The 25,010-nt window shown below is 56.7% G+C and carries 22 protein-coding genes; 5 read left to right on the forward strand and 17 right to left on the reverse strand.

Annotated elements, in window-relative coordinates; genetic code table 11:
- Positions 1-31: 31 nt before the first annotated feature.
- Genes RAL90_RS05320 through trbB form a run of 12 tightly spaced genes read right to left on the reverse strand, consistent with a single transcriptional unit; the run spans position 32 to position 9,843 of the window.
- Positions 32-229, reverse strand: a complete 198-nt coding sequence (locus RAL90_RS05320) for a hypothetical protein (RefSeq protein WP_306253484.1) — start codon at positions 227-229, stop codon at positions 32-34.
- Positions 230-248: 19 nt separating this feature from the next.
- Positions 249-563 carry a DUF736 domain-containing protein gene (locus RAL90_RS05325; protein ID WP_306253485.1) on the reverse strand — a complete coding sequence of 105 codons (315 nt, stop codon included), beginning with the start codon at positions 561-563 and terminating at the stop codon, positions 249-251.
- Between the two features lie 4 nt (positions 564-567).
- Positions 568-798 carry a DUF2274 domain-containing protein gene (locus RAL90_RS05330; RefSeq protein WP_306253486.1) on the reverse strand — a complete coding sequence of 77 codons (231 nt, stop codon included), beginning with the start codon at positions 796-798 and terminating at the stop codon, positions 568-570.
- A complete protein-coding gene (locus RAL90_RS05335; RefSeq protein ID WP_306253487.1) occupies positions 795-2,072 on the reverse strand; it encodes a TrbI/VirB10 family protein in 1,278 nt (425 codons plus the stop codon). Before RAL90_RS05335 ends, RAL90_RS05330 begins: the two co-directional genes overlap by 4 nt.
- A 4-nt stretch (positions 2,073-2,076) precedes the next feature.
- Positions 2,077-3,066, reverse strand: coding sequence for a P-type conjugative transfer protein TrbG (gene trbG / locus RAL90_RS05340; RefSeq protein WP_306253488.1), 990 nt, complete (start codon positions 3,064-3,066; stop codon positions 2,077-2,079).
- A gap of 5 nt (positions 3,067-3,071) precedes the next feature.
- Complete coding sequence (gene trbF, locus RAL90_RS05345) at positions 3,072-3,764, reverse strand: conjugal transfer protein TrbF (RefSeq protein WP_306253489.1); 693 nt, start codon at positions 3,762-3,764, stop codon at positions 3,072-3,074.
- 3 nt (positions 3,765-3,767) lie between these two features.
- A complete protein-coding gene (trbL, locus tag RAL90_RS05350) occupies positions 3,768-5,075 on the reverse strand; it encodes a P-type conjugative transfer protein TrbL (protein ID WP_306253490.1) in 1,308 nt (435 codons plus the stop codon).
- Positions 5,075-5,791 carry a P-type conjugative transfer protein TrbJ gene (trbJ, locus tag RAL90_RS05355; protein WP_306253491.1) on the reverse strand — a complete coding sequence of 239 codons (717 nt, stop codon included), beginning with the start codon at positions 5,789-5,791 and terminating at the stop codon, positions 5,075-5,077. The genes trbL and trbJ overlap by 1 nt, the downstream gene beginning before the upstream one ends.
- A gap of 11 nt (positions 5,792-5,802) precedes the next feature.
- Positions 5,803-8,268 (reverse strand): conjugal transfer protein TrbE, encoded by a 2,466-nt coding sequence (gene trbE / locus RAL90_RS05360; protein WP_306253492.1) that lies wholly within the window; start codon positions 8,266-8,268, stop codon positions 5,803-5,805.
- A complete protein-coding gene (locus tag RAL90_RS05365) occupies positions 8,262-8,516 on the reverse strand; it encodes a VirB3 family type IV secretion system protein (RefSeq protein ID WP_306253493.1) in 255 nt (84 codons plus the stop codon). The genes trbE and RAL90_RS05365 overlap by 7 nt, the downstream gene beginning before the upstream one ends.
- Positions 8,516-8,851 (reverse strand): TrbC/VirB2 family protein, encoded by a 336-nt coding sequence (locus RAL90_RS05370; protein WP_306253494.1) that lies wholly within the window; start codon positions 8,849-8,851, stop codon positions 8,516-8,518. Before RAL90_RS05370 ends, RAL90_RS05365 begins: the two co-directional genes overlap by 1 nt.
- Positions 8,848-9,843: a P-type conjugative transfer ATPase TrbB gene (gene trbB / locus RAL90_RS05375; protein ID WP_306253495.1), complete on the reverse strand. Its 996-nt coding sequence runs from the start codon at positions 9,841-9,843 to the stop codon at positions 8,848-8,850. Before trbB ends, RAL90_RS05370 begins: the two co-directional genes overlap by 4 nt.
- 318 nt (positions 9,844-10,161) lie before the next feature.
- On the opposite strand from trbB, the gene RAL90_RS05380 reads away from it, so the two are divergent.
- Positions 10,162-11,013: a DNA -binding domain-containing protein gene (locus tag RAL90_RS05380; RefSeq protein WP_306253496.1), complete on the forward strand. Its 852-nt coding sequence runs from the start codon at positions 10,162-10,164 to the stop codon at positions 11,011-11,013.
- Between the two features lie 112 nt (positions 11,014-11,125).
- Positions 11,126-12,511, forward strand: coding sequence for an exonuclease domain-containing protein (locus RAL90_RS05385; protein WP_306254041.1), 1,386 nt, complete (start codon positions 11,126-11,128; stop codon positions 12,509-12,511).
- Positions 12,512-12,556: 45 nt separating this feature from the next.
- Here the strand turns inward: RAL90_RS05385 and RAL90_RS05390 are convergent, their stop codons facing one another.
- From RAL90_RS05390 to RAL90_RS05410, 5 genes are read right to left on the reverse strand one after another with little or no spacing between them, the layout of a single operon-like run.
- Positions 12,557-15,826, reverse strand: a complete 3,270-nt coding sequence (locus tag RAL90_RS05390) for a DEAD/DEAH box helicase (protein ID WP_306253497.1) — start codon at positions 15,824-15,826, stop codon at positions 12,557-12,559.
- A complete protein-coding gene (locus tag RAL90_RS05395; RefSeq protein ID WP_306253498.1) occupies positions 15,819-16,451 on the reverse strand; it encodes a hypothetical protein in 633 nt (210 codons plus the stop codon). The genes RAL90_RS05390 and RAL90_RS05395 overlap by 8 nt, the downstream gene beginning before the upstream one ends.
- Positions 16,452-16,454: 3 nt before the next feature.
- Complete coding sequence (locus tag RAL90_RS05400) at positions 16,455-19,937, reverse strand: site-specific DNA-methyltransferase (protein WP_306253499.1); 3,483 nt, start codon at positions 19,935-19,937, stop codon at positions 16,455-16,457.
- A gap of 20 nt (positions 19,938-19,957) precedes the next feature.
- Positions 19,958-22,819, reverse strand: coding sequence for an SNF2-related protein (locus RAL90_RS05405; protein ID WP_306253500.1), 2,862 nt, complete (start codon positions 22,817-22,819; stop codon positions 19,958-19,960).
- 16 nt (positions 22,820-22,835) lie between these two features.
- Positions 22,836-23,030 carry a helix-turn-helix domain-containing protein gene (locus tag RAL90_RS05410; protein ID WP_306253501.1) on the reverse strand — a complete coding sequence of 65 codons (195 nt, stop codon included), beginning with the start codon at positions 23,028-23,030 and terminating at the stop codon, positions 22,836-22,838.
- 348 nt (positions 23,031-23,378) lie between these two features.
- Here RAL90_RS05410 and RAL90_RS05415 point away from each other — a divergent pair, with 348 nt between their 5' ends.
- From RAL90_RS05415 to RAL90_RS05425, 3 genes are all read left to right on the forward strand, one after another.
- Positions 23,379-23,945 carry an antirestriction protein ArdA gene (locus tag RAL90_RS05415; RefSeq protein WP_306253502.1) on the forward strand — a complete coding sequence of 189 codons (567 nt, stop codon included), beginning with the start codon at positions 23,379-23,381 and terminating at the stop codon, positions 23,943-23,945.
- Between the two features lie 15 nt (positions 23,946-23,960).
- Positions 23,961-24,119: a hypothetical protein gene (locus RAL90_RS05420; protein WP_306253503.1), complete on the forward strand. Its 159-nt coding sequence runs from the start codon at positions 23,961-23,963 to the stop codon at positions 24,117-24,119.
- A gap of 457 nt (positions 24,120-24,576) precedes the next feature.
- Complete coding sequence (locus RAL90_RS05425) at positions 24,577-24,900, forward strand: DUF736 domain-containing protein (RefSeq protein WP_306253504.1); 324 nt, start codon at positions 24,577-24,579, stop codon at positions 24,898-24,900.
- The last annotated feature ends 110 nt before the right edge of the window (positions 24,901-25,010 follow it).

The raw sequence follows: 25,010 nt of genomic DNA on the forward strand, positions 1-25,010 counted from the left end.
AAAGAATATATATCAGTTATTTCTGTAGAAATCAAGGTGCAGGCCTTTCCCGTTGAATTTCAGGGGCATGGTGACCAAGCGCCGCCTCGATCCGGTCAGCCGCCGATCGGCGCCTTTGAACCTCACGGTCAAAGCGGTCGAAGAGCGGAAAGTATTTCTCACCGCAGTAGCGCACCACGAGGGCAGCAATCCTGCGACCTTCTTCAAGCTGTTTGAGAGAAATACTCATCGGATCGCTCGTTTCCGGTTCAACTGGCTTTTGCGCGGTTCCAGACCATAACGCCGGTGCCTTCTGCTTCATTTTCGAAGAAGGCCGCGCGCATCGGATTCGCAAAGCTTGGGTCATCCAGTTTCACCGCCAGGTATGGCGTTTCGCCATCCTTGCTTTCCTGGCGCCAGGCCGCGCCGAGTTCGGCGCCGCCAGCATAGAGACGGAAGTCTGGCGCGCCATCGCTTGTCTTGTCCGCATTGGGAACAAGCTGCGCTTTCACGTTGATGGTCATGGTACGGATGGTGCCGGTATAGGCGCCATCCTTGACAGTGAAGGTTCCAATCTGTGCCATGGGTCTAATCTCCTGTATTGGCATGAAGAGCGCGACGCGCCCGTTTGAACCCGGCGTCCTGCCTGAGAAAACTCTCCAGCATGGCCGGTATCAGCGCTTCGGGTTTTTCCTCTGCGCCATAAGTCTGTCGGTAGATTTCCGCGTAATCGCTGAGCGCGCTCGCAAGGTCTGGATCAACCGAAAGGTTCATGCGGACCGGTGTGCGATCGGGTAACTGACCAAGTCTTAGGGTCATGGGTTTGCTCCTTGTGAGTGAGGTCTGAGAATGAGGTCGCGCGTAACAACCACGCGCACCGGCCAGCCGGGGCGCACTTTTATGGTCGGCTGGATGCCAAGATTGCGGTCGACGACGCGTTGACCGGCCTGATTGATGGTATCGGTCGTGCCGCGCCTTATGGCGCGTTCGATGTTGCCGTCTCCATCCGCGCCGAGTTCAGCGCCAACCCCGAGAATGGTCGCCAGGCCTGCCGCGATAAACACACGGTCCCAATGGTGATCGGTGCGGTCAGACAGGCCAGCAAAGCCCTGCGCGTCGGCACCTGGCGCTGAAATCACAATCGACGACCCGTCAGGGAAGATGATCCGGTCCCAGGTGACCAGCGCCCGGTTCTGACCGAACGAGACTTCGGACTGGTAACGCCCGATGAGGCGTGAGCCTTGCGGGATCAGGACGTATTGGCCGGTCACCGTGTCATAGACCGGCTGGGTCACCTGCGCGACGATCGTGCCGGGCAGATCAGAGTTGATGCCGGTGACAAGCGAGGCCGGGATCAGCGTGCCCGCCATGACCTGATAAGGCGAGGCTGGGTCTTCGACCTGGTTCGGATTGTAGATGTCGCTGCCCGCGCCTTCGCTCGCAAAGGCGAGCTTGCGGCTTTGAAGATTGGTATCTGCTGGCGCGCCGAATGCAGATGGTGCGCCTTGAGGCAGGGCCGCGAGTGCCAGAAGTTCCGAGCCAAGATCAAGTGCGGGGTCGCGATAGGCAGGACGGCTGTCGGCGACGGATTGTCCGGCTGTTTCCGATTGCAGCTGGAAAAAGACCGGCGCGCGGGCGGCCTCATCGGCAAGCGCCGCTTCGCGCATGCGCCGGGCGCGTTCGGCTTCATCGACCGGGTTTGGGCGGAAGTCGTCTTCCACTCTCGTGACATATTCCGGCTCAATGCCGAGTTCGCGTTCGGCGCGGAGCATGGTCGCGCCGAGATCGCCTGAAAGCGGCGGACCGAGACGGGTGATGCGATCCTCAATTGGAGCGATGTCGCTATAGCTGGCAGGCAGCGCCCCAAGCCCTTCAGGCGTTCTTGTGTTCTTTGTGTTGTAGAGCTCGCGCCTTGCGTCCGGGTCGACAGCGGTCGGAGGCTTCAGCGCAATGCTCATCGCAGCAAACAGGGCGAGCACGCCGAGACCTGCGCCGAGCATCAACACCTTGCGATTGATCCGTGTGACGGGTTTCGGGCTGGATCGGATCTTCAGCCGTTCGGCATGCTCATCAAAAGGGATAGGCTCGGTCATCGCCTCAGCCCCCGAAGATCGCAGCCAGAGGTGAACGGCGCTCATTTCGCGCAATGCGCACCACGGTTTGGTTCCGCTCACCAAGCCGAAGCTCTGCAGCGCGGAACAGCCGGTCTACGACATAATAATTGCTGCGCACACGGTAGTTTACGAGTTCGGCGTCGCCGTCTTCGCTGAGCACGAAGAGAGGCGGCATATCTGTGGATATGATGTTTTCGGGCATCTGGATGAAGACTTGGCGACCGTCATCGAAGACCCGTACCGGTTTCCAGGTTGGGCTGTCGCCGGATAGGCGGTAGTCAAAGTTTAGCTCCTCCAAAGTGAGGCCTCTTCCAATACTGCCAGCATGACGGGCCACGGCACGCTCATTCCGTGCCGTCAGTTCTGCCATCTCGTCAGCAGGGTAGCGCCAGGACAGCGCGGCCATGTAACCACCATCCACACTTTCTGATTCGAGGTGATAGGTGCGCCGGTCCGTGGCGATCATGAGATTGGTACGGATGCCGGAGGAAATCGGTTTCACGAGAATATGAGCGCGGGCGGTATTCCCTGATCCGGAGATCGTGTCGCCCACCACCCAGCGGACTGTATCGCCTGCCGAGACAGAGACCAGCTCTTCGCCAGGCTGAAGCGCAACATCGCTGATATGGCCTGGGCTGGCATAGAGCCGGTAGAGCGCGCCTTCTGTATAGGGATAGACCTGGATCGCGTTCACATAACCATCGACCGAAGGTTCGATCAGGGCGCTGGTGCGCCCCTCCCGAATTGCCTGCGCGGGCGACAGCCGAGGCTTCGGCGGCGCAGCTTCGATCGCTCTCATTTGTCCGGGCAAGGGAAGAGGCACGGCAGTCTCTACGATTTCGACGGGATAGCCGGTGTCGTCTTCGATCGGCATCGCCGCGACGAAGGCACCGGCATCTATCGGTTCGAGTTCAGTTGTGGCGCAGGCCGTGGTGAGCGCGAGGGCGGATGTGGCGAGGATATTACGTAGCATGGGGATCATTCTCCTGTAATGAGGTCCTGTCCCCAGTTGAGGGCATGGACATAGAGGCCGAGCGGATTGGCGCGGAGGGTCTTTGCGTCAGTCGGCGGTTGCGTGATGATGTTGAAATTGCCGGTGAAGCGCTGCACCTGCATGAGCGCGCCGTTTTCATAGGTCTTCTCGATCCAGCGGGCCTGGAAGCTGTCATCGGAGACGCGCACTACGCTGATCACATCCACGGTGCGGGACTTGCGCCCCACATCGGCAAAAGGGTCATTCTCCTGCGCATACTGATTAAGCGTGGTGGACGCCCGGTCCGTGACAAAGTCATAGGCTCGCAGCCAGTTCTCGCGCACGACGACCGGATCAACGGAAAGCCCGCGCACATTTTTGATAAATCCTGCCAGGTGATGAGCGATCTGAGCGTCGGTCGGGGTGTAGCGTTCCGTCGCTGGCGCCACAGCGCGGGCCGCGCCTGTCTCATCGACTTCGACCACATAAGGCGTGACCGCCGATTGCATTGAACGCCAGACGAGCGCGCTAGAGGTTACGAAGCAGAGCCCCAAGCAGCCAAGCGCCATCAGCCGCCAGTTCCTGGCCTGCACGCGGGCAGCGCCCATCCGTTCGTCCCAGACCTGGCCAGCCTTCTGATAAGGCGTTTCAGGAAATGGGCTCCGCCCATAGCTTGTGGAGGATCGTTTGAAGACCATGGCTTAGTCGTCCTTGTCATTGAGTTGCGGGGCGGCGCCTGATGAGCCGCGATCACCCTCGCGCAGGCTGTGGGCGGCCATCTGACCAGCCTGGCTCGCATTCTGGCGGGCCTGCATCCGGCGCTCCCATCCCGGGCTTGAACTTGAAGAAGAAGACGTGGAGGCATCGCTCCCACCGGAACCGCCGGTCGCGCGCCATGCGCCCTGACTGCCACGCCGGTAAGCCTCGCGCATGGATTGAGCGGGTCTGCTTGCAGCCCGGCGCACAGCGTCTCCGCCCGCGCGGGCCATGCCCGCGACACCTGCTGCCACAGCGCCGACGCCGGACGCACCAGACGCAACAGAGCCGAGCGTATATGAGGTGCGTGCCGCACCAGCCATACTGGCGCCAGCTTTGACGGCGCTTGAAGCGCCGCCCGCTGCTGCGCCAATTGCCGCGCGCCCGCCTGCACCGGCGACATAGGTGCCTGCCGCAACACCGGCAGCCGCGCCTGCGGCTGAACCCGCGCCGAGCTGCGGTGCGCCGGTGATGAGGCCTGACGCCACGCCAGGCGCAAAGATTCCCATCCAGAAAAACACTATGGCGGCCAGCACCGTGCCCATGACCTGCGCAAGGGTCACATCATCGCCGGTGCGGAACGCATCGGTCACGGAGGAAAAGAGCGTCGAGCCGATACCGATGATGACGGCGAGGACCATCAGCTTGATGCCCGACGTGATGACATTTCCAAGGACGCGCTCGGCGAGGAACGCAGACTTGTTCCAGAGCGCGAAGGGCACAAGCACAAAACCGGCAAGCGTCGTCAGTTTGAATTCCAGAATGGTGATGAAGAGCTGCACGGCGAGCACGAAGAAGGCCACCATGATGATCGCCCAGGCGATGAACATCACTGCGATCATGATGAAGTTGTGGAAGAAGCTGATGGGTCCAAGCATGTCGCTGATCTCGGCGAGCAGCGGCTGCGCTGCGTCAAAGCCAACACCGGCGATAAACCCTGGACGGAGCAAATCCGCCGCCGTCATCGTTCCGCCACCTGCGGTCACGCCGAGCTGCGCAAAACTGTCGAACACGATATTGGCGAGAAGCGAGAAGTTGCCGATGATGAAAGCGAAGAAGCCCACATAGAGCACCTTCTTCAGGAGACCGGCGATCACGTCGGTGTTCTGGCTCAGCGCCCAGAAGAGCCCGGCGAGCGTAATGTCGATCGCAATCAGCGTGGTCGTCAGATAGGCGACATCCCCCGCCAGCAGGCCGAACCCGCTGTCGATGTAAGCGATGAAGGTCGCGAGGAAGGTGTCGATCACATCCATTAGTCGGGAGACCCAAGAAAGGCGCGCGTGCGGGCGCGGCCACGTTCGGCTTCAGCAAGCTGGCGGGCACGCTCAAGCGCTTCGGCGCGGTAGTGCGAGGCCATCATGGCTTCCATCTGCATGAGCTGCTCGGTCTGCAGCGCCTCGATCTGGTTGCCCGCCTGCAGAACCTGGAGATTGCCGACAGCCGACTGGCTGCCCGCGATTAGGCGGTCGAGACTTTCGCTATCGGCGCGCGCAGAGGAGACGACTTCTGCGGTGACCAGGAGGCTTTCGCGATACGCGGTGCGGGACTGACGCCATCTTGTTCGGGCCTCTTCGACGAGTACGCGGTGCTCTGGCGGTTCAGTTCCGTAATCCTCCGGGTAGATCACTTCATAGTCGCGTTCGATCTCTTCGACGCCATAACCGATGCCTTCAGCCTCGCGCATCAACTCGTCGATACGACGCATACGGCGGAGAATGTCATCAGCGATGCTGTCGGGGAGTGTTTCCAGATCGCGCGCCATGTTCTCCAGCATCTCGATCTCATGGGTGAGTTGCTGGATTTGCTGATTGATCTGCTGGAGGGACCGAACCGCCGTCAGAATGTTCTGAGTATGGTTCGCCGGATCGTAGACGATCCCGCCGCCAAACAATTGCGCGGCTGCGGGTGGCGCTGTGAACACGTTCATTGGAAGTGCGCATAGGGCGGCGGATAGAAGAAGACGTTTCATGTGTTTGGTTCCTATTCGGCAGCGATGGCGTGAGAGGGTGGGAAGGGTTCGGACACTTCGGGCGCATGGCCGGGCCAGCGGGCCAGAAACTCGGCTGCCCAGGGCAAGCCCTTTTCGTGCAACCAGCATTCGGCGAAGTCATCGCTTGTCGTTTCTGCGAACACGCGGTCGAGCAGCGCCTGATCTTCCGGCGCTGATGCGCCGCATATCGAGAGTGCAATGGGCCCGAGGCCCAGGTCGAACACGCGCGCGCCCAGCGGCGACTGATAGTAGTAGTCGCGTTTGGGCGTGGCGCGGCTGATCAGCTCGATCTGGCGTGCATTGAGGCCGAAGCGCTGATAGGTTTCTTTGGATTGCGGCTCCTGTGCGCGTTCATTCGGGAGGAAGATGCGTGTCGGGCAGGATTCCACAAGCGCCGGGGCAATGCTTGAGTTGGCAATGTCTGCAAGGCTTTGCGTGGCAAAGACGACAGAGACGTTTTTCTTGCGCAGGGTCTTCAACCATTCGCGGATGCGCGCGGCAAACATCGGATCATCGAGGAACAGCCAGGCTTCATCCAGTATGAGCAGTGTTGGCTTGCCATCGAAGCGGGCCTCAAGCCGGTGGAAGAGATAGGTGATGACCGGCGCCACCGCGCCCTTTGCATGCATCAGCTCTTCCATCTCGAAGCAGACCGTATCGGCCAGCGTGAGGCTTTCATGGTCGGCGTCGATCAGGCGGCCATGCGGGCCTTCAAGCGTGAAGGGATGCAGTGCGGATTTGAGCGTCTCGTCCTGCAGCATCAGGCTGAGGCCTGTCAGCGTCCGTTCGGATTCAGGCGCTGAGCTGAGAGACTGGATGGCATCCCATAGTCTGGCTTTGAGGTCTGGCGTTAGGCGCAAGCCTTCATTCGTGCAGAGCCCGGCGATCCAGTCAGCGGCGAAGCTCGCGCCTGTCTCTCTGTCTATGTCATTGAGCGGCTGCAGGCTTGGGGCATTGCTGCTGCCAAGATCAATATGTGCGCCGCCCATGGCGAGTGTGGCGGCGCGGGCAGACCGTCCCTTGTCGAAGATGAAGACTTGGGCCCTCTCGTAGCGCTTCCATTGCAAGGCGAGCAGAGAGAGTAGGACCGACTTGCCCGCGCCGGTCGGGCCGACCACGAGCGTATGGCCAACATCGCCAATATGCAGGTTCAGCCGGAACGGTGTGGTGCCATCGGTCTGTGCCTGGATCAGTGCCGGGGCTTGCAAATGGCGATTTGTGTCTTCGCCCGCCCAGACCGCTGAGAGCGGGACCATATGGGCAAGGTTCAGCGTGTGGAGGATGGGTTGGCGCACATTGGCGTAAGGGTGACCGGGCAATGAGCCGAGCCAGGCATCGACCGCGTTCAGGGTTTCCTTGATCGCGGTGAAGCCGCGGCCATTCACGATACGCTCAGCGATCCGGATGTGTTCGTCGACCGTGCGCCGGTCAGGATCAGCGACGGTGATCGTGGTGGTGACGTACCCATAGGAGACAAGGTCTGAACCGAGTTCCTGAAGCGCAGCATCGGCATCACCGGCCTTGTTGTCGGCGTCATTGTCAACGAGCGCCGCCTGTTCATTGAACATGGTCTCGCGCAGCACCGCACCGATCGACTTGCGCTTGGCAAACCAGTGGCGACGCTTCTTGCCGAGAACTTTTTCGGCCTCGGCCTTGTCCATAGAGATGAACCGCGTGGCCCAGCGATAGGCAAAGCCCTGCCGGTTCAACTCGTCGAGAATGCCGGGCAGTGTCGAGGCGGGGAAGCCTAGAATGGTCAGTGTGCGTAGGTGGGCTTCGCCGATCATGGGTTCGAGCCCGCCTGCGAAGGGTTCATCGGCAAGAACGGCGTCGAGGAAGACCGGAAGCTCGGGTGTGACGACCGGGTGACGCTTCGTCGAGATGGTCGAGTGCAGGTAGGTCAGGGTCTCATCATCAGAGAGCTTTGCGATTTCGGCAAGGCAGGTGGAAAGCAGATCGAAGACGCGGTCTGCATGCTGCTGGAAGGTTTCCAGCCGGTGGCGCCACGTCGCGGCGTCTTCCGTTTCAGCGCGCTGGATCAGCGCCTTCTCGGCGCGGCCTGTTGCATCGGCCGGCGGCAGCCAGAGCAGTGTCAGGTAGTAGGAACTCTCAAACCTTGTGCCGGATTCTTCGGCCTGCAGCGCGCGTTCCTGATCGACGAGCCAGGACAGCGCATCGAGAAACTCCGCCTCCGGATAGTCATGCACTTCATGGCGCTGTGCCTCGAAGAAGAGCGCCCAGCCCGAGCCAAACCGGCGCAGGACATTATTCACCCGCGCCATGACGGAAACGAGTTCTTCTTCCGTCGAGCTTTCGAGGTCGGGACCTCTGTATCTGAACGTCGTTTGGAACGAGCCGTCCTTGTTGAGGACCACGCCCGGCGCGACCATACAGGCCCAGGGCAGATAATCGGCAAGCAGTGTAGGCGTGTCTGCATATTCTTTCAGGTTCAGCATGACAGATGCTCCTTGTTATGCACCGAGCGACTGGCCACAGCCATGAAATCCGGATCGCTGCGCGCCATGAACACGGCGGCGGAATGGCCAAGCACCCACAAGAGGAGCCCCGGTATCCAGAGCCTCAGACCGAGCGCGAGGGCTGCTGCCAGTGTCCCGATGGCGATAGCGGCGCTGCGCGGCGCACCCGCCATCAGGATTGGCTCGGTCAGCGAGCGATGGAGCGGGATTTCATAGCCCTCAGCCATCAGATCAGCGCTCCGCCGCCAAAGCTGAAGAAGGTCAGGAAGAAGCTCGTCGCTGCGAAGGCAATCGACAGGCCGAAGACGATCTGGATCAGCTTGCGCATGCCGCCGCTGGTTTCACCGAAAGCCAGCGTCAGACCGGTCAGGGTGATGATGATCACGGCAACAATCCGGGCGACTGGTCCTTCAATCGACTGGAGGATCTGATCCAGCGGGCCTTCCCAGGGCATGCCCGAACCAGCCGCATGGGCGGGGCCCGCGAGGAGCAGCCCAATGCCGATCGCAGCGGCGACCTGAACCGTCCGGTTCACGGTACGAAGTTGATTATAGAGAATCATAAAGAGGTTCCTTCTGTGACGAGTGAAAGGGATCGGGAGACCAGCGGCGCAGTGTCATAGCCTTCGCCATTGAAGCCGATGACGCGTAGCGCCTCTTCGACGCGGCGCTGACCACCGGCGCGGCTCATGAACACGACGACATCAATCGCCTCTGCGATGAGATCGAAGGGCGCGCGCGGCGTTGCTTCGAGCGTGAGCTGTTCAAGCCGCTGAAGCGCGCCGTATGCAGAATTTGCATGGAGCGTCGTGATCCCGCCGGGATGGCCCGTGTTCCAGGCCTTGAGCAGATCGAGCGCTTCAGGCCCTCTGACTTCACCAACCACTATCCGGTCAGGCCGTAGCCGCAGGGTAGAGCGGACGAGGTCCTGCAGGCTCGTGCTGCCGCGATGGGTTCTGAGTTGCACCACATTCAGCGCTGCGCATTTGAGCTCGCGCGTGTCTTCGAGAATCACCATGCGATCATCGCCAAGACCGGGCTCTGCCAGCAGTGCGTTGATGAACGTCGTCTTGCCCGAAGAGGTCCCGCCCGCGATCAGAATGTTGGCATGGGTATTTATAGAGTCCTTCAGCGCTTCGGCGAGTGCAGGCGCCAGTGCGCCCTGATCGACATAATCGCCAATTTCAAAGGGCGTGGTCGCGGGTTTACGGATCGAGAAGCATGGGGCCGTCGAGACGGGTGGGAGAAGCCCTTCAAACCGCTCGCCACTGCCGGGGAGTTCGGCAGAGATGATGGGGGAATTGCGGTTTGCAGGCTCGTTCACGCCGGAGGCCACAAGGCGGATGACCCGCTCGCGGTCGGAGGCTGGGAGCGTGTGCTCGGAAACAACTAAACCAATGCCCGCCGTCTCGATCCAGACTGAACCATCCGGATTAGCCATGATCTCAATCGTGTCCGGCGCTTCAAGAGCTTCCCGTACCACCGGGCAGAACGCCGTGCGCAGCATTGTGCTACGGCGGGCGTCTGTTTCCGAGTGGTGCGGGCTCTGGCCCATCGAATCTTGCTCCTGTCACTTGGTAGTTCCGAGTGTTTGAAGCTTTGCAGGCGGGCCTCTCTTTCGGGAGTTGGGTTAGAGGCTAAAGCAGACAACAGTCTGCGTAGAGATGCATCTCAATACAAAAGCAGTTCTGCAGCGATCACTGCAGAACAGAGCTCATGATTTCATGTTTCAGGCGTGTTCAGCAAGCGATGTTTCGCTTGGATTATTCAATAAGAGGACTGTAATGAATTCAGTATTTTCAAACTCTTGTGATCAGCACTAAAATATAGTCTGGCACTTTTCTTGCTCGATACCGAATGCGGGGAGGTGCTGATGAAGACATTCACCTTGAATTCCGACGGTGCACTTGTGCGCTATGACTATCTCTCTCGGCTGTCGCCAGACCGATGGGCCTGGGAGTTTCTGAGACGCAACCGGGAATTCAGACGCGACGCCGAAGCACGATCACCCGATGATGTGTCTGAGATACCTACGTCATGTCCTCAGACCATTCGAATTATTCGCCCCCGCGTCACGCAGACCCTTGCTGAACGTTGGGGTCTGTTATTCATGCCCGATCCGGAATTAAACGGGTTTGACGCGAACGCAGTCTGGAGCCACTACGTCTTTCCTGATCAGGTCGAGGTCAACTGTACACCGAGAAAACCTGGCCTCAATTGCAATATCTGGGATCGCACAGTTGCACATTGTCATATCACCCACATTACCGACCGTGCCGCTCGCGAATATCTTCTGGTACGCGGCAAGGGCTGCGTTGTGCAGATAAGATGCACCGGCATGTCGCTTCTCAGCATCGAACCTGTGCGCATGAAACTCCAGATCTCCGACATGGAGGCTTATGAGCGGAAGCTCAAAGTGCAGAAAGAAGCCATGAAGCTTTATGGAGAGGGTCCGGACACGTCTGAAGCACTCTGGACGAAGACAACGCAAATTCTACGTAATGGTCTGATCGCCCTGGACTGCCAGGACCTTGGCATGAAACAGCGTGAAATCGCTGCCGTCATCTATGGTGAAGAGGCTGTCGCCGCAGACTGGGGCGATGATTGCAGCGCGCTCAGAAACCAGCTGCGATACGTTATCCGAAAAGCCGAAGGGCTCCGCGATGGCGGTTACCTTGTCGAGCTTCTCGGTGCGCGGCTCGGACCGGATACGCAAGCAGTCTAATCGTCAGCTGGTGCATCCATCAAATTGGCAAACCCCCGTAAATCGCTGATATAACAGCGTTGAGCCTGAATCACGCCAGACTGGCGTATTAAATATCCGGAGGGGCAAGCGCCTGTTTGTATTTTACGACACCGAGACGACCGGGACCAATACGGTGTTCGATCAGGTGCTGCAGTTTGCAGCCATTCTGACCAATGATCAGCTTGAAGAAGTTGAGCGCTTCGAAATGCGGTGTCGGCGACTGCCCTGGATTGTCCCGGCCCCGATGGCTCTCAAGGTCACGGGCGTTACCCCGGACATGCTGGATGATGAGAGCCTTCCAAGCTTCTACGAGATGATGTGCGCGATCAGGGTAAAGCTGGAAAGCTGGGGACCAGCCATCTATGCAGGCTACAATTCCATGCGCTTCGATGAGCCCCTTATGCAGCGTGCCTTCTGGCAGACCCTGCATCCGCCATATCTCACCGTAACAAACAACAATGCACGCATGGATATCCTGCCGCTCGTCCAGGCCGCATCACATCTCTACAAAGGTGTGTTCAGCTATCCGAAAACGCCGCGAGGTCGGACCGGGTTCAAGCTGGATCAGCTCGCGCCGATGAATGGCTTTGCCCACGAAAACGCCCACGACGCGCTCGCCGACGTGGAAGCCACCATTTTCATTGCCCGCATTCTGGCAGAGAAGTGTTCCGAGCTTTGGGCATCCAATGTCGCTGCAGCCCGAAAATCTGACATGGCCTCAAGGCTCGTTCCAGGAGCGCCTTTGCTATTTGTCGAGTACTTCATCAGTGGACCAAGTGTCTGGTGGGGGCAGCGCGTGGATCAGCAAGGTGCCTCGACAAGTGCCGCGAGCTGCCTGCGCCTTGATGCACACTGGAATGAAATATTCTCCCTCGATGACGAGGCGTTGAAGAAGAGGCTGACCGCATCACCAAAGCCGGTTCGGGAGATTGCCCTCAATAAGGCCCCGGTCGTTCTGGATCAGGCCACCGCCAGGGCGCTTGGATATGAGCCCGACGCTGACATGCTCGCTCAGGGCGAATTGCTGGCTTCAAGTGAGGAAGCGTGCGCGAAGCTTCTGCAGACCGCCGCAGCCCTAAAGGAGCCATGGCCGGAAGCAGAACATCTTGAGCAGCGGATCTTTGAAGGCTTCCCGTCTCGAGAGGATTCCTCACGCATGGACGCTTTTCATCGCGCATATTGGCCGGGAAAAGCCGCCTTGATCCGGTCCTTTGAAGACGAGCGTCTGCAGCAGCTGGCCCAGCGTATCGTCTATGCCGCCGCACCCGAAACCCTGAGTGAAGCAGACCGGAAACGCATGGATGAAGCTATCTCAAAGCGGCTTCACGATGACCATGCCGATCCAGACCTCTGGCGCACCATTCCGCAGGCGTATGAAGAATTGTCGGAGGTGCGCAGTTCTGAGGGTGGAGATGCGATTGCGGCGGATATTGAGGGGTGGATGAGCGCTATTGGTGCGGCATACCAACTTACTTAGTCTGAATTGGCGGGTGGCTGAACCGAGCGTGTTAACCCCCTGCGATCAAGCGGCAGCTAAAACACCGCTCGACAATAGCGCGTCAAAAATAGATGACACGTAAAGCTCAGCTTGATCCTCCATGAAATAGACATTGAGATCATTCAGCTCATCGATGGAGAGCCCCCAATTTAGTTTCGAATGCCGCGAAGGCGTTATAATGAAACTATTGAGTGAAACATTGGGATTTCCTAACCGCAGCTCGATGTCCTTAATAGTCTGATGAAAGGCGATTTTCTTATGTCCTGGTCCTTCATGCTGAAGGCCGTGGGGCTCAATGAACGCCAAACTTTGAGTGTTGCCTTTAACAAGCCATAGCAGGAAATCTGGATAGAAATTACCGGCTTCAAAGAAGCCCATGCCGCGACCGCGGCTTTCATTGCGCAGTAAAAACGCCTCTATGCCATCTTGATTGAGGGCGGCCTGCGACTGATCGAGATAGGACACCAGATCTTCAACAAACTGAATTTCGCTCTCATTCAATGAGACGGGTGTGACCTGGACTTTTCCGCCTTTGCGCACATGCAAAACAGGTTTGTAAAGATGGTTCGAAAGAAGGCACCCTTTTAGATCGCCTGCAGTCAGCACACCTTTCTTCTTAACTTCCAGCTCCTTTGACAGCGCCTTTATGTCTGCAATCAGTTTTGACTCACTCGAGTCGACGCGGAGCTGGTAGAAATCAGCAGTCGGTATATTTGGGTCATCATCGGCAATCGGGCGCAATTCCAGCCGCGGTTCGATAAACGCCGCTTTGCGATAATTGTAATATTCCTCAGCATACTTCTGTAGGAGCTCTGCCGCCATTTCCTGCCACAGCGCGATGTTCGATGGATCGTCAAAAGTCATCCGTCCCGAAGGAACGATGATCTTGTACCAAGAGCCATCGGCGAGAAGTGGCTTCAGTTGATCTTTTTGTATGTTGAAGTTGTGCCAGGTTCTCTCGCGTTTGAAACGCTCTAGGCGGAAGAAAAGATCGTGCTCGTCAAGGAATGCAGCATGCAAAGTTAAGAATGTTTGCTCGTTCTTCAATCCGATCGCAGCGCCACGGCGTGACTCCAATGATTGAATTCTGGGATACCAATCAATTGCGATTATCTTTTCCCGCAACTTATCTGGAACCTCGCCGAACATTGGCACAGCAGCATCGCGTTTGAAGTCGTATTCTTTACCGTTTGACTTCTTTCGCCGAGGTCGGAGGACCATCAGGTTCTGGCCGAAATCATAGGTAACATTGAGACGGATCGGGAAGACTTCCTTTTTGTCGTTTGAAGGCAGCTCTTCCTCTTTCAGAAATGCCCGAAAGCGTTCCATGAAATCTGCTTCGACGCCAAACACATTGAGCGTTTCAGCATATTGAATGAAATCTGGCTGGTGTGAGGGCGTAGAAAACCCGCTCCGCTGCAGTGACCAATCGTGTCCCTTTAAGCGTACACCACGGCCAAAGAGCTGAATGATTTGCGACCCTTCAGACTTACCAACATGCATCAGGCCGAGGGTGCTTACCCGCCAGCAATCCCAGCCTTCTACAAATCTCTTTGATCCGATCAGTAGATTGAGTGGTGATGAAGACTCATTGATTTGTCCGAACAGCGTGTCTGAGAACTCGCTGTCGAGCACATTCACGTTCTCAAATTCTCGTTCCGCGATATGGTTTGAAAGACCTGAAGCATCGCCAACATTGATGAGGCCGAAAGGGGTTTCTGATTGCCCGACCCTAAGCATGACTTCATTGTCGTCGCCTTTGATTCGAGCGATTGCCAGTTGTCCGCCTGCCGATGACTGAAAAACGCGCTGGTGGATGTCTTTCAAGAAATCCTGAGCGGTGAAGCCTTGCGAAGATTTCAGCGTGCTGAGATATGCAAACCCGCCGACGAAAATGTCATTGCCGCTTCTGTCGAGCAGGCCGGTCTTCTCGCCATTGCTGGAGAGAATGTTGTCGATCTCGTCTGCCGCAGCGGCGTTATCTTTCAGGAAGCGAGCAAGGAAGGCGATTATCTTGCCGACGTCCGAAATCGTGCCTTCTTCGATATTAGTCCGCTTTCCGCCGGTGACGCTGGCGCCGACAAAGACCCAGAGCGGCTTCTCTATATTGTAGCCGTCGAACTCAACGTTCTTGTCTTCGTACAGCCGCAGCTGTTGGTAATAGGCCAGCAGGCACGCGGTCAGATACGAGAACTGTAACTCGTCAAAAGTGCGCGGCAGGTTGAAGATTCGGTAGTCCTTGCCGTAGCCATCCTCATAAAAATACCGATACGAATAATCAAACAGGACCGACTTGGCATATGCCTCGGTGATATCGTCCTTCTTTGCAGCCGTCGTCGCTTCTTTGAATGTCGCTGAATACTCGAACACAAAGCCGCGCTCGGCGAGCTTGGCGCGATTGGCGAACCAGCCACGTTCCTCTGTACTCCCCATACCGCGATGTGCTTCGTCTACAAGCAACAGGTTCTGGTCACCTAAGTTTCGCACAGCAATGATGTTGGGACCATCTTGTTCGGCAAGTTTCGTCACTTCGGTAAAGTCGACTTGGCGTAACCCATTGCGACCCGTTGAAAGAAGATCACCGCTGTCTGTGATAAGTCGCTCAGTGATTATACCGCTAGCTTTCAGCTCGCCTGCATGTTGCCGCGAAAGGCCTTCATTCGGCGTGATCAGAATTGTCCTTGTCAGGTCATCCTTCAGCGCCGACTTGCCAGCATAGTGCCGGAACTGCAGGAAATTTACGTGCATCAGCAGTGTCTTGCCCGAGCCCGTGGCGTTCTGCAGGCACACCTTGTTCAGCTCATCGAGGATGAAGGGCGTTATGCCGGTCTCATAGCCTTCGCCCTCCCAATATTCGTTGAACGTCTTCACATAGGCATTAAGGTCTCGACGCAGCGCGTGGATGTCGGTGAAATAGCGGTCGAGATAGATCTCCGCGAACAGAAGCGAGAGCCACTGATAGTATTTCCAGACAATCGGACGTTGGCGCTTCTCATTGATCGCCAGCGTGTTGCTGACAATGTTCTGCTCATAACGCAGGAGGTCGGCCTTAGTAATCGCCGCATCTTCCTGAAGCTCCAGGTCGAGATGCTTGTAGAAACGATGGAGATTGTCCGCATCGAGCCCATCCGCTTTCGTTGCGAGCATGTCGGCAAAGGGCTTAATGGGTTTGAGCGTATTCTCGCCTGCCTTGACGCGATAGAGGGGATCAAAGCCGAACAGGCTTATGATCCACTGATTGAGAACGAGCTTGTGGCCGAAGGGGAGCTGTTTCGGCTTTTTCGGTTTAGCCATCGGACTTCTCCTTCACGAGCCTGTCCGCAAACAGCTTGTTGCCATAATCACGATAGGTTTCAAACGCAGAAATAGCTGCATCCACCTTACTCATGATCTCTTGCTGTTTAGCAGCTGCGCGACGTTGCTGGTCATCATCCCACTCATCGAAATTATCCCAGTACATCGTAAAGAGCTTCGCATTTGCTCTATGGGGGTAGAGCTGAGTTGGGAGAAATTCTGCCAAATCTGCAACGCTTGAAAGGAGGTCCTTTTCTTTAGTCGCCAGCTTTTTATGCAAGTAGGAGGGTTTCCCAACAGCGAGTTGTGAAAGTTGCTCACAAGCATTGTCGATGCCGTCGAGTGAAAGATTGCCAATCGCGTCCATCGGCGTTTGTTTCAAATAGTGGAAGTGCAGTGGGTCAACACATGCAATCATAGCTTCATACCGACTGCGATCCTGCTTGAATGGCAGACGAGACTTGTTCCAGGCGTCGAACGCGGTTCTGCCGAACCAACCGATGACTCCGACAATTGCGGTTGCCACTACCACCCAGATTTCAGTTGGGATCGAGCCTATCAAGTCCAATACCCAATTGGATTGCTGGCCAACAACCTGTTCTACGCTGGGGCTCTCCGTTTCCATCCCTTAACCCTCCACGTCCCACATGGCCTGGTGGAAGGCTTCTTCGAGCAGGCGGACTTTCCAGCTTTCACCTTCCTGGCGCAGGTTAGGCAGATTGTTCGAGCCGTTCACATAGATGACGTCAAACTCGGTGTCCTGGGTTGAGAGGCGGTATTTGCGGAACCACTCGTCGAGCATCAGATTATCTTCTTCGAGATTGCCGGTCAGCACACGCCAGATGACCAGCGTCTTCTCGCGTGAGGTATCATCGCCGGGCGTGGTCAGCGTATAGCCCTCCACCTTGCGAAAGCGCCATTTGCCGTCATTGCTTTCGGTCAACTTGCCATTGAGGATGAGGCGCGTGGTCTCATCCTTGGGCAGTTCCGGATCGGGCTCGCGCTTGAATTTGGCGTCAAAGCCGCGCCAGCGATCGAGATGTTCCACGTGCAGGCCCATCAGCCAGTTGAAGGTTTCAACCAGATCGACCGCGCGTTCGGTATATTCATCCGTGCCCGGCGTCTTGATGTTCAGGCGATAGTCGGTCGGATCGTCAAAGGTCTCGATATTGAGCAGGGACGGGCTGCCCTTGGTCTCGAAGTCGAGCCAGTATTTCAACATATAGTCGCGGCGGAATGTGTCGCCTGCCGCGGCAAGGTCCGGCGCGGTGCGGAGCGCGAGATTGTTCAGCGCGTCTTCATAGGATTCGAGGCGGAGATATTTGAAGGCATGGGAGAGGCCGTCGCGCGACACGGGTTTGCCGTCTTTCCATTCGGAGGAGTAGGTGCTGGCTTTCATCCTGGGAAGTAGGGTTACGTCAAAATGGCTTCCCATTTCCACGAGGATATAAAAGCGGTTTGCTGAATCAAGTCTATTTTGATGCATTATTGCTTCACCAGACGAGCCTGAGCCAGCAAAATAATCAATAACAGTGTCGCCGCTACCAGTCGTTATTTCAACTAGCTTTTGGCCAATCGATATGGGTTTGGGGTTAGGAAATGTTCCTCGTTCACCAACTACATTGGCGAGCTGCTTTTCACCATCAGTGAAATCGGTGATGACAGATTTCACGACATCAGAACCAACATTTTGTAGAAATCTCTTATACTGAGGAATTTTCTTTTCATCATCGCCAAAGTGAATCAGATGTGCGTTCGCTAGTGCCTCAAATGATAAGGTGTCTGGACGGTCGGGGTTAGGACTCCTGCGCCACAGCCACCCACGCGCTGGCGCCGGGCAAGGACTCTTTGTGATCGGATGAAGCGGTTCGTAGAAGCGATATTCCTCATTGTGGCGATTTTTATGCGCTGCGTTGAGGCTGCTTGCATTCGGCCAAGAAGGGTCATTTTCACGATATACAGCTAGTTTCGCATCTAACTTTTTTGCCTCGGTTGGCTCAACCCAGTTGCCGTCGGCATCTCGATACTCAACAAACTTGTATTGTTTTATGCCTTTCCAAGGATCGTTGCGCTTTGTTTCTTCATTCCATTCTAGTCCGGCAGCGAGTGATTCATATTTATAATCTTGCGTCTTAGATTTATACAGCTCAATCAAAGCGCTTTTTGCCTCGCTAAGGCTCGGATAGCTCGGATTGAGGTGCTGTATAAGCTCCATTACTTCAGCGAAACCTGGCTTAGCTTGCCGGAACATCGCATGTTGCTCTGCCGCTTTATCGCGATCTTTCGCGAAGGCTAGAATATATTCGTGATTATGCGAGAACGTGCTGGCATCATTGTGAGTTGTATTTTTAGCCCAAATCAGATTGTCTAAATAGTTTCGCTTTCCAAAATGATCCTCGATCAAATTCATGAGCCTGTGACTAACCCGGTTTTCATCGTCCTTATCATCGATGTGAACGAAGTAGACTGCGTCATCGGTTAAGATAGATTGTGTCGCGATTAGTCGATCTCTCAGCATTGTTAGCCAAGACGAATTTCGGTATGCATCTTTGTAAATAAAGTCGCCACTACCGGAATTATAAGGAGGGTCGATGTAAACGCATTTCACACCACGATCATGCTTCGCTTTAAGTGCTTGGAGCGCCTGAAAGTTGTCGGAATGAAAGAGCAAGCCCCCCAAGCCAGCATCCAATCCCTGCATCTCCGCCGCCACACGATCCCGGAAATCCTCGCCGAACAGCGCTGTGTCGATCAGCAGCTTGTCATTTGCCTTGAGGAATTCCACCGTCAGCGGCGTTGAATAGCCCTCCAGCGCGTCAATCGCGAAGAGGCGCACCCACTCCTCGCGCTGGCCTTCCTTGGCGGCGATCTCCGCGTAGAAGTCTTCCGGTATGCGGTCGAGCGTGATGCAATATTGCGTGTCGGTGACGAATTTCTTCTTCAGCCAGAGCTTTTTCTGGAAGTCCTCCAGCTGGGCGAGGAAGTCGATCAGGTGGCGCGCAATGCGGCGCAGCACTTTCACGCGCGCGAGATAGGCCTCGACCTGGGAGGCGTCCGCTGTCTCGATATCATCGAGGCGCATGATCTCGTTCTTGATATAGAAATCGAGCTCGCGGCGCAGGAACCCGCCAAGGTCCTTATGGATGAAATAATCCATCGTGTTGCGCGCCGTGTACTGCGCGAGATATTTCTCCAGCAGGGTGCGGTCTTTCTGCTTTTCTGTCGGCGCGGGCGTCATCAGCGCGGCGGTGAATGCCTCCGCCCCCTCGAGTTTCGGCAGGGCGGCCTTGATGGCCTCGGCGGCTTCCTCCAGCCGCTTCTTCGCCCAGGTGCCCGACTGGCCGGTCTTTTTTGGATCGGCGCGATATTCGAACTGCAGCACAAGCTCTGGCTCGCCCGTCTCGCCGGTTTCGAGCTTCAAGGGCTCGGCCTCGTGGATCAGGAAGAAGCGTTCGGTTTGTTCGCTGGCCTTGACATTGTTGTGCTCACCCTCGCTCGCCGACACGATGCGGCAATGCACTTTCATCGGTTTGGCGGTGTCGAGCTTTGGATGCTCCGGCGCTTTGGTCGGATCGAATGTAAAGTTGGTCAGATATTCTGAAGTCTTGATGTAATACTGGTCGCGGTTCGCCCAGTGAAGATAAACCTCGCGCCCATCATAGGGCACGGCGTAGGGCGCGGCCTTGCCGTCGGTCTCGCGCGCAAAATAGCGCCGCGACATGAAATCGCCGCCATCGTAATACCGCTCGAAGAAGCGGTAGAGATGGTCATAGACATCGCCCTCATGCGTCTCCGCATTGCGGACAGCGTCGAGCACCGCTTTGGCCTTTTTGACAGGTTCGGTCGCCTCCGGGTCTGCGGCCCCATATTCGACGGCCTTTTGCTTTGCGGCTTCATAGGCGGCCTGCGCTTCGGCGAGTTTCGCCTCATCTGCCTCGCCAAAGGCGTCCTTAATGATTTTCAGGAGGTCCTCTTCCAGAAAGCGCGACACCTGATCGGCCTTGGCGTGCATGATCCGGTAGAGCCCGAAGTCGAGATCGGGCTGATCAAGCTGGAACAGCTCTTTCAAGAGACCAATAAGGCGTGTGCGTTGTTTCTCGTTCTGGTTCATTCGGATCTCTCTATACGTCCTCAAACCACCGTCCAGCGGACGGCGAATAGGGCGCTACGCTCAATGCTTTGCTGAAGGCGGGCTTCGATTTCTGCGATCATCGCATCGCGTTTTTCGTAAATCTTGTCCTCGACTTCGAAGATATTCTGGCGAAGTCGGCGTTTGGATTTTTCAATCTCGTGGATTTCGGTTTGGATTTCATGCTGGCGCTGCGGATCGCTTGAGGCGCGCATCTCGCGTTTCAGGTCGCGCTCGCGGTTCTTGGCGTCCACCAGCTCCTTCTCGGCTTGCGCGACAAGATCATCGGCCCAGCCATCGAGCTTTTTCGACTCCTCGATCATCCATTCCGATTTGCGCTTCTGCACATCGGCGAGGATGGCCTCCTCGGCGTTGGAGATCGCGGCCTGCATGTCGCTCGGCGTCGAGACAGCCTGATCTGTTACAGCTTTAACGGGTAGGTCGAACAGCCGCCGCGCCGCCGTCTCAGGCAACACCTGACCATCATCAGCGCGCGCGACGATAATGATATGGTCCTGATCATCAGAACCGCGCACGGATAGCTTGTGGACCAGCGCCGTCCCGCTTGCGCCGACAAAGGGCTCCAACGCCGCTGCCTTTGCAGGCCAGCCGGTATAGTCGAGGGTGAGGGATGCGCTGTTGAGGCTGCGTTCTGCCGCGCTCTCCAAAACATGACGAGCGAGTGGATGGCCAAGGCGGTAGCGGTGGCCTTCGAGGCCTTCCTTGCGCAGGAAGTAGCCGCCGACCGGCGCATCGACGCCGTCGATCGCTTGTTTCAGTGTGAACGTGTGATGGCCGTCATCGAATTGCGCGCGCTTTCCGAGTTCATGTTTGGTCAGTGCCCAGAGAATTTTTGTATAGCGATCGAGATAGGCGCTGGCCTTCTCCATATTCATCTTAAGACGGTCATGCACCTCAGCATCGAAATGTTCGAGCAGTTTTTGGCGCGTATTGTCCATGGTTTCCGCGATCTGCTCATCCATTTCCGTGCGCAGCGTTTCAAAAGCCGTTTCAATCTCATCCGGGGTGCGGCAGCTCTGATAGATTTTTGAAATCCGGCGCTCAAAATCGACGCCAGACTCAATTGATCCGAGCACCTCATCGCTGGCGCCAAAAACGCCATTGAAGAGTTGGAATTTCTCTGAAAGCAGCTCAAACACGCGCTGGTCAGCGGCATTGTTCCGGTTAAGGAAGTTGACGACGACCACGTCATGCTTCTGGCCATAGCGATGACAACGACCAATGCGCTGCTCGATCCGTTGCGGGTTCCAGGGCAGGTCATAGTTCACGACCATAGAACAGAATTGCAAATTGATGCCTTCCGCCGCCGCCTCGGTCGCGATCATGATTTTTGCGCTGTTGCGGAAGTGGTCAACGAGCGCCGCGCGCATATCCGCTGTGCGCGAGCCGGTCACCTTGTCGGTGCCGGCATGAGTCGTCTTCCATTGCTCATAGATCGCTTTGGATTGTAGGTCGGCGTTCGAGCCATTAAACAGGACCAGGTCGCCATCATAACCATTGTCGGATAAAAGTTGGACGAGATAGTCCTGCGTGCGGCGGGACTCCGTGAAAATGATCGTCTTTTGCGCGGCGCCAAGCTCATCGGCTTTGCTAAATCCAGCCGCCAAAGCGGTCAGAAGTGATTTCCCCTTAGCGTTTTCAGTGATCGAGACTGCTAAATCCTTGAACCGCCGGAGTTCTTCGATCTCTTCTTCAATGACGGCAATGTCATCGTCTGAAAGCAGATCAGGCGGCGTTTCGTCATCAACCCATTCTTCCGCGGTTTCCTCGAACCCATCATAGTCTTCTTCGATGTCGTCAGGGATCGGGTCTTCAAGATTGTTCTTGAGCGTGGCGTCATCTTTCAGTTGCCGCTCAAGCTTGTTCGCCAGTGAATTCAGTGCACCAGCAATTGCAAAAGTCGATGATGCCAGAAGCTTGCGAAGAATAAGCGTCATCAGCGTGCGCTGGCTTGATGGAAGCGCAGCCAACGTTGGACGCTGGAGATAGTCCGATACAAAATCGTAGAGCTTTTGCTCTTCAGGTCCCGGCACGAATTCCTGTGTGATCGGAATTCTGTTCGTATAACGAATATATTCGAGGACCTGACGCCGGAGCGTGCGGTGACAAATCGGTTCGAGACGCGCTTTCAGCTCATCGAACTGTCCATCACCACTGAGGCGCGCATATTGTGCCCGGAAGCTTTTGGCGTCGCCAAAGGCGTAATCGTCAATAATGCTGACCAGCCCATAAAGCTCCATGAGAGAGTTCTGCAGCGGCGTGGCGGTAAGCAAGACCTTCGGAACATTGCCAAAAGCAGTCTTCAGCGCGCGCCCCACTTTATTGTCAGGCCGGTAGACATTTCTGAGGCGATGGGCTTCGTCGATGACCACAAGATCCCAGGGTGTCATCATCAATTCGTCCGCATGGCGCGCGGCAAATTGGAACGAACAGATGACAATAGCCGGTTGCTCGAAGGGGCGATGCCCGCCGTCCTTGATGATCTTCTTGTAGTTTCGCGACTCGATTATGAAGCTTGGCAGGAAGAACTTTTCTTCAATCTCCTGCGCCCATTGTTTGCGCAAGCTTGCAGGGCCAACGATCAGAATACGCCGTTTGCCTTCGGTCCATTTCTGCGAAAGCACCAAGCCCGCTTCAATGGTTTTGCCGAGTCCAACTTCATCAGCGAGGATCGCGCCTTTTGAAAGCGGAGATTTGAATGCGAATAGGGCGGCTTCAACCTGATGCGGGTTTAAGTCGACCTGCGCATCAAACAGCGTGCCTGCCATTTTCTCAGCATCGGCGACCGAATGACGTCGCAACAGCTCGTGAGCGAACAGCTTCGAATGATAGTCGGTGATCATGCTCGCCCCCTCTTAATTATGGCTTCTCAGCCTTGTTTGACCCTGTCCTCTGGTCCTCTATCCACTCATCGATCTCGCCCTTGCGGAACCGCCATGAGCCGCCCACTTTGAAGCCCGGAATCTTGCGCTCGGAGGCCAGCCGATAGGCGGTTTTCTCCGTAATTCGCAGATATTCCGCCACTTCCTTGATGGTCAGAATGTCAGTTTCCATGGCCGCCCTTTGAGCCGAAATCAGCCTATTTGAGAAAATTAGGCAGAATCGGGAAAACGCTCAACTGTTATTTCTGGACGGGGTCAATCCAGTATCATTGGCGCAGGCAGTCTTGTATTCCTTCGGCCTCAATAACTCTCCCGAACAGTCGGAACTGGGCGGACGGTGCATCTGCCAGAGCGCGGTCACCGCGCAAGGGGGCGGGGCTTTGTCATGATGTTTCGTCTTGAGGTGTCCTACCTTCAGCACCCCTTGCGCCGCGCCCTTATGCGCTCCGCCCGAGCCCCTTTTCGCCGCCCACCCCGCCTGATGCGGGAAAGAACGCAAGGCGGCGCAAAGGAGACTGACATGACTGACCAACTCGCCAACACTGCAGCCCTTGCAGAAACCACAGCACCCGCGCTGCCCGAGACACCCCGCATCTATGTGGCCTGCCTTGCGGCCTACAATAATGGCTGCCTGCACGGGCGCTGGATCGATGCGACCACCCCGGACGAGATCATGGACGCGGTGCGCGCCATGCTGGCGGCGTCGCCGATCCCGGACGCGGAAGAATGGGCCATCCATGATTATGAGGGCTTCGAAGGCGCAAACCTTTCCGAATACGCCTCATTCGAGACCGTGTGCGAGCTGGCAGATTTTATTGCGGAACACGGCGAGCTTGGCGGCAAACTGCTGAACCATTTCGGCGATGATCTCGCCGAAGCGCGCGCCGCCTTCGAAGACTATGCAGGCGAATATCTGAGCGCCGCCGAATTTGCCGAGCAGATGCACGAAGATACCGGCACACAGATTCCGCAGAGCCTTCGCTACTATATCGACTGGGAAGCGCTCGCCCGCGACATGGCCCTCAATGGCGAGATCATGGTCTTCCAAACCGGCTTTGATGAAGTTCATATCTTCTGGTCACGATAGGTGGAGGGCAGACACATGTTTCTTGTCACCGCCCTTTATGGTGATGGAACAGTCACGAGCCATCTGGCGGCAAATGCCGTCAATGCGCTCAAATGGCAGGCTGCCCTGGCTGGCGACGCCTGGCAGGTTTTCATCAATCCACTGGCAATGCCGCTCGAAGTGTCACTGATCTGATTAGACGGCGTCCAGCGCACTCTTTGAGACTGGACGTCGCGCCAGACAGAGTTTCGGCAACACGAGACGCAAAACATCGCAGCGTATTCGGGCGCGTTGAATACTCCAGCAGGTTGGCCAGACGGGTTCTATCCGTTTCCGGAAGATGCGCTCTGCACCCCTTGGTCCCGTCTCATGCCGTGTGACCTGGACGACGCCTGCCGGGCCTTGAAACCGGCCCTTGCGAAGAATTTTCCCCGCCGCTTTGCGGCTCCTCGCGCGGCAAAATTCTTCACCGGGCCGGTGCTTCGCTGCGCTGCGCCCCTCGTCGCGGCTCGCCCGAAAAGTGGAAACCACTTTTCGGATAAGCGAGCGCGCAAAAGACAGGGTTCAGACCCGCCTTGCGCCGTCCGAGCGGTCCGGCGTCGACGAGGACAAGGGGTCCTTAAGACAACATGGAAACGAAAGGAAGAACACCATGGCCAACGCACTCGGATATGTCTCAGAGACCAAATCAGGCTTCGAAGGCGCTCTTGCAATGATGAACCTTACAAGCGCGATCCGTATCGAGAAGAACGCAGACAAAGCCGCCGAAGGTCAGCCGGACTATCGCATCTATGCCGGTGAAACCTCCACCGAAATCGGCGGCGGATGGCTTCGCAAAGCCAAGGCGAGCGGCAGAGAATATGTCTCGATCACCCTCGCTGACCCGCAGATCGGCCCGCGCAAGATCTACGCAAACCTCGCGCCGGTGAAAGGCAAGAAAGGTCGTCACGTGATCCTCTGGAACCCGCGCGACTAGACCCAGAAGCCAGCACAAATGAACCGCTCCGGAGCGCATCTCCGGAGCGGTTTTTCCGCGTGTTTTCTTTGGTTAAGCGCCGGGGAGAAAATGCATCATACGAATTTTAA

The sequence above is a fragment of the Parvularcula sp. IMCC14364 genome (genome assembly GCF_030758415.1).
Lineage (GTDB): Bacteria > Pseudomonadota > Alphaproteobacteria > Caulobacterales > Parvularculaceae > Aquisalinus.

Coding starts and splice junctions, on each gene's coding strand:
- RAL90_RS05320 (WP_306253484.1), bottom strand. CDS start 229: ATGAGTATTTCTCTCAAACAGCTTGAAGAAGGTCGCAGGATTGCTGCC.
- RAL90_RS05325 (WP_306253485.1), bottom strand. CDS start 563: ATGGCACAGATTGGAACCTTCACTGTCAAGGATGGCGCCTATACCGGC.
- RAL90_RS05330 (WP_306253486.1), bottom strand. CDS start 798: ATGACCCTAAGACTTGGTCAGTTACCCGATCGCACACCGGTCCGCATG.
- RAL90_RS05335 (WP_306253487.1), bottom strand. CDS start 2,072: ATGACCGAGCCTATCCCTTTTGATGAGCATGCCGAACGGCTGAAGATC.
- trbG (WP_306253488.1), bottom strand. CDS start 3,066: ATGCTACGTAATATCCTCGCCACATCCGCCCTCGCGCTCACCACGGCC.
- trbF (WP_306253489.1), bottom strand. CDS start 3,764: ATGGTCTTCAAACGATCCTCCACAAGCTATGGGCGGAGCCCATTTCCT.
- trbL (WP_306253490.1), bottom strand. CDS start 5,075: ATGGATGTGATCGACACCTTCCTCGCGACCTTCATCGCTTACATCGAC.
- trbJ (WP_306253491.1), bottom strand. CDS start 5,791: ATGAAACGTCTTCTTCTATCCGCCGCCCTATGCGCACTTCCAATGAAC.
- trbE (WP_306253492.1), bottom strand. CDS start 8,268: ATGCTGAACCTGAAAGAATATGCAGACACGCCTACACTGCTTGCCGAT.
- RAL90_RS05365 (WP_306253493.1), bottom strand. CDS start 8,516: ATGGCTGAGGGCTATGAAATCCCGCTCCATCGCTCGCTGACCGAGCCA.
- RAL90_RS05370 (WP_306253494.1), bottom strand. CDS start 8,851: ATGATTCTCTATAATCAACTTCGTACCGTGAACCGGACGGTTCAGGTC.
- trbB (WP_306253495.1), bottom strand. CDS start 9,843: ATGGGCCAGAGCCCGCACCACTCGGAAACAGACGCCCGCCGTAGCACA.
- RAL90_RS05380 (WP_306253496.1), top strand. CDS start 10,162: ATGAAGACATTCACCTTGAATTCCGACGGTGCACTTGTGCGCTATGAC.
- RAL90_RS05390 (WP_306253497.1), bottom strand. CDS start 15,826: ATGGCTAAACCGAAAAAGCCGAAACAGCTCCCCTTCGGCCACAAGCTC.
- RAL90_RS05395 (WP_306253498.1), bottom strand. CDS start 16,451: ATGGAAACGGAGAGCCCCAGCGTAGAACAGGTTGTTGGCCAGCAATCC.
- RAL90_RS05400 (WP_306253499.1), bottom strand. CDS start 19,937: ATGAACCAGAACGAGAAACAACGCACACGCCTTATTGGTCTCTTGAAA.
- RAL90_RS05405 (WP_306253500.1), bottom strand. CDS start 22,819: ATGATCACCGACTATCATTCGAAGCTGTTCGCTCACGAGCTGTTGCGA.
- RAL90_RS05410 (WP_306253501.1), bottom strand. CDS start 23,030: ATGGAAACTGACATTCTGACCATCAAGGAAGTGGCGGAATATCTGCGA.
- RAL90_RS05415 (WP_306253502.1), top strand. CDS start 23,379: ATGACTGACCAACTCGCCAACACTGCAGCCCTTGCAGAAACCACAGCA.
- RAL90_RS05420 (WP_306253503.1), top strand. CDS start 23,961: ATGTTTCTTGTCACCGCCCTTTATGGTGATGGAACAGTCACGAGCCAT.
- RAL90_RS05425 (WP_306253504.1), top strand. CDS start 24,577: ATGGCCAACGCACTCGGATATGTCTCAGAGACCAAATCAGGCTTCGAA.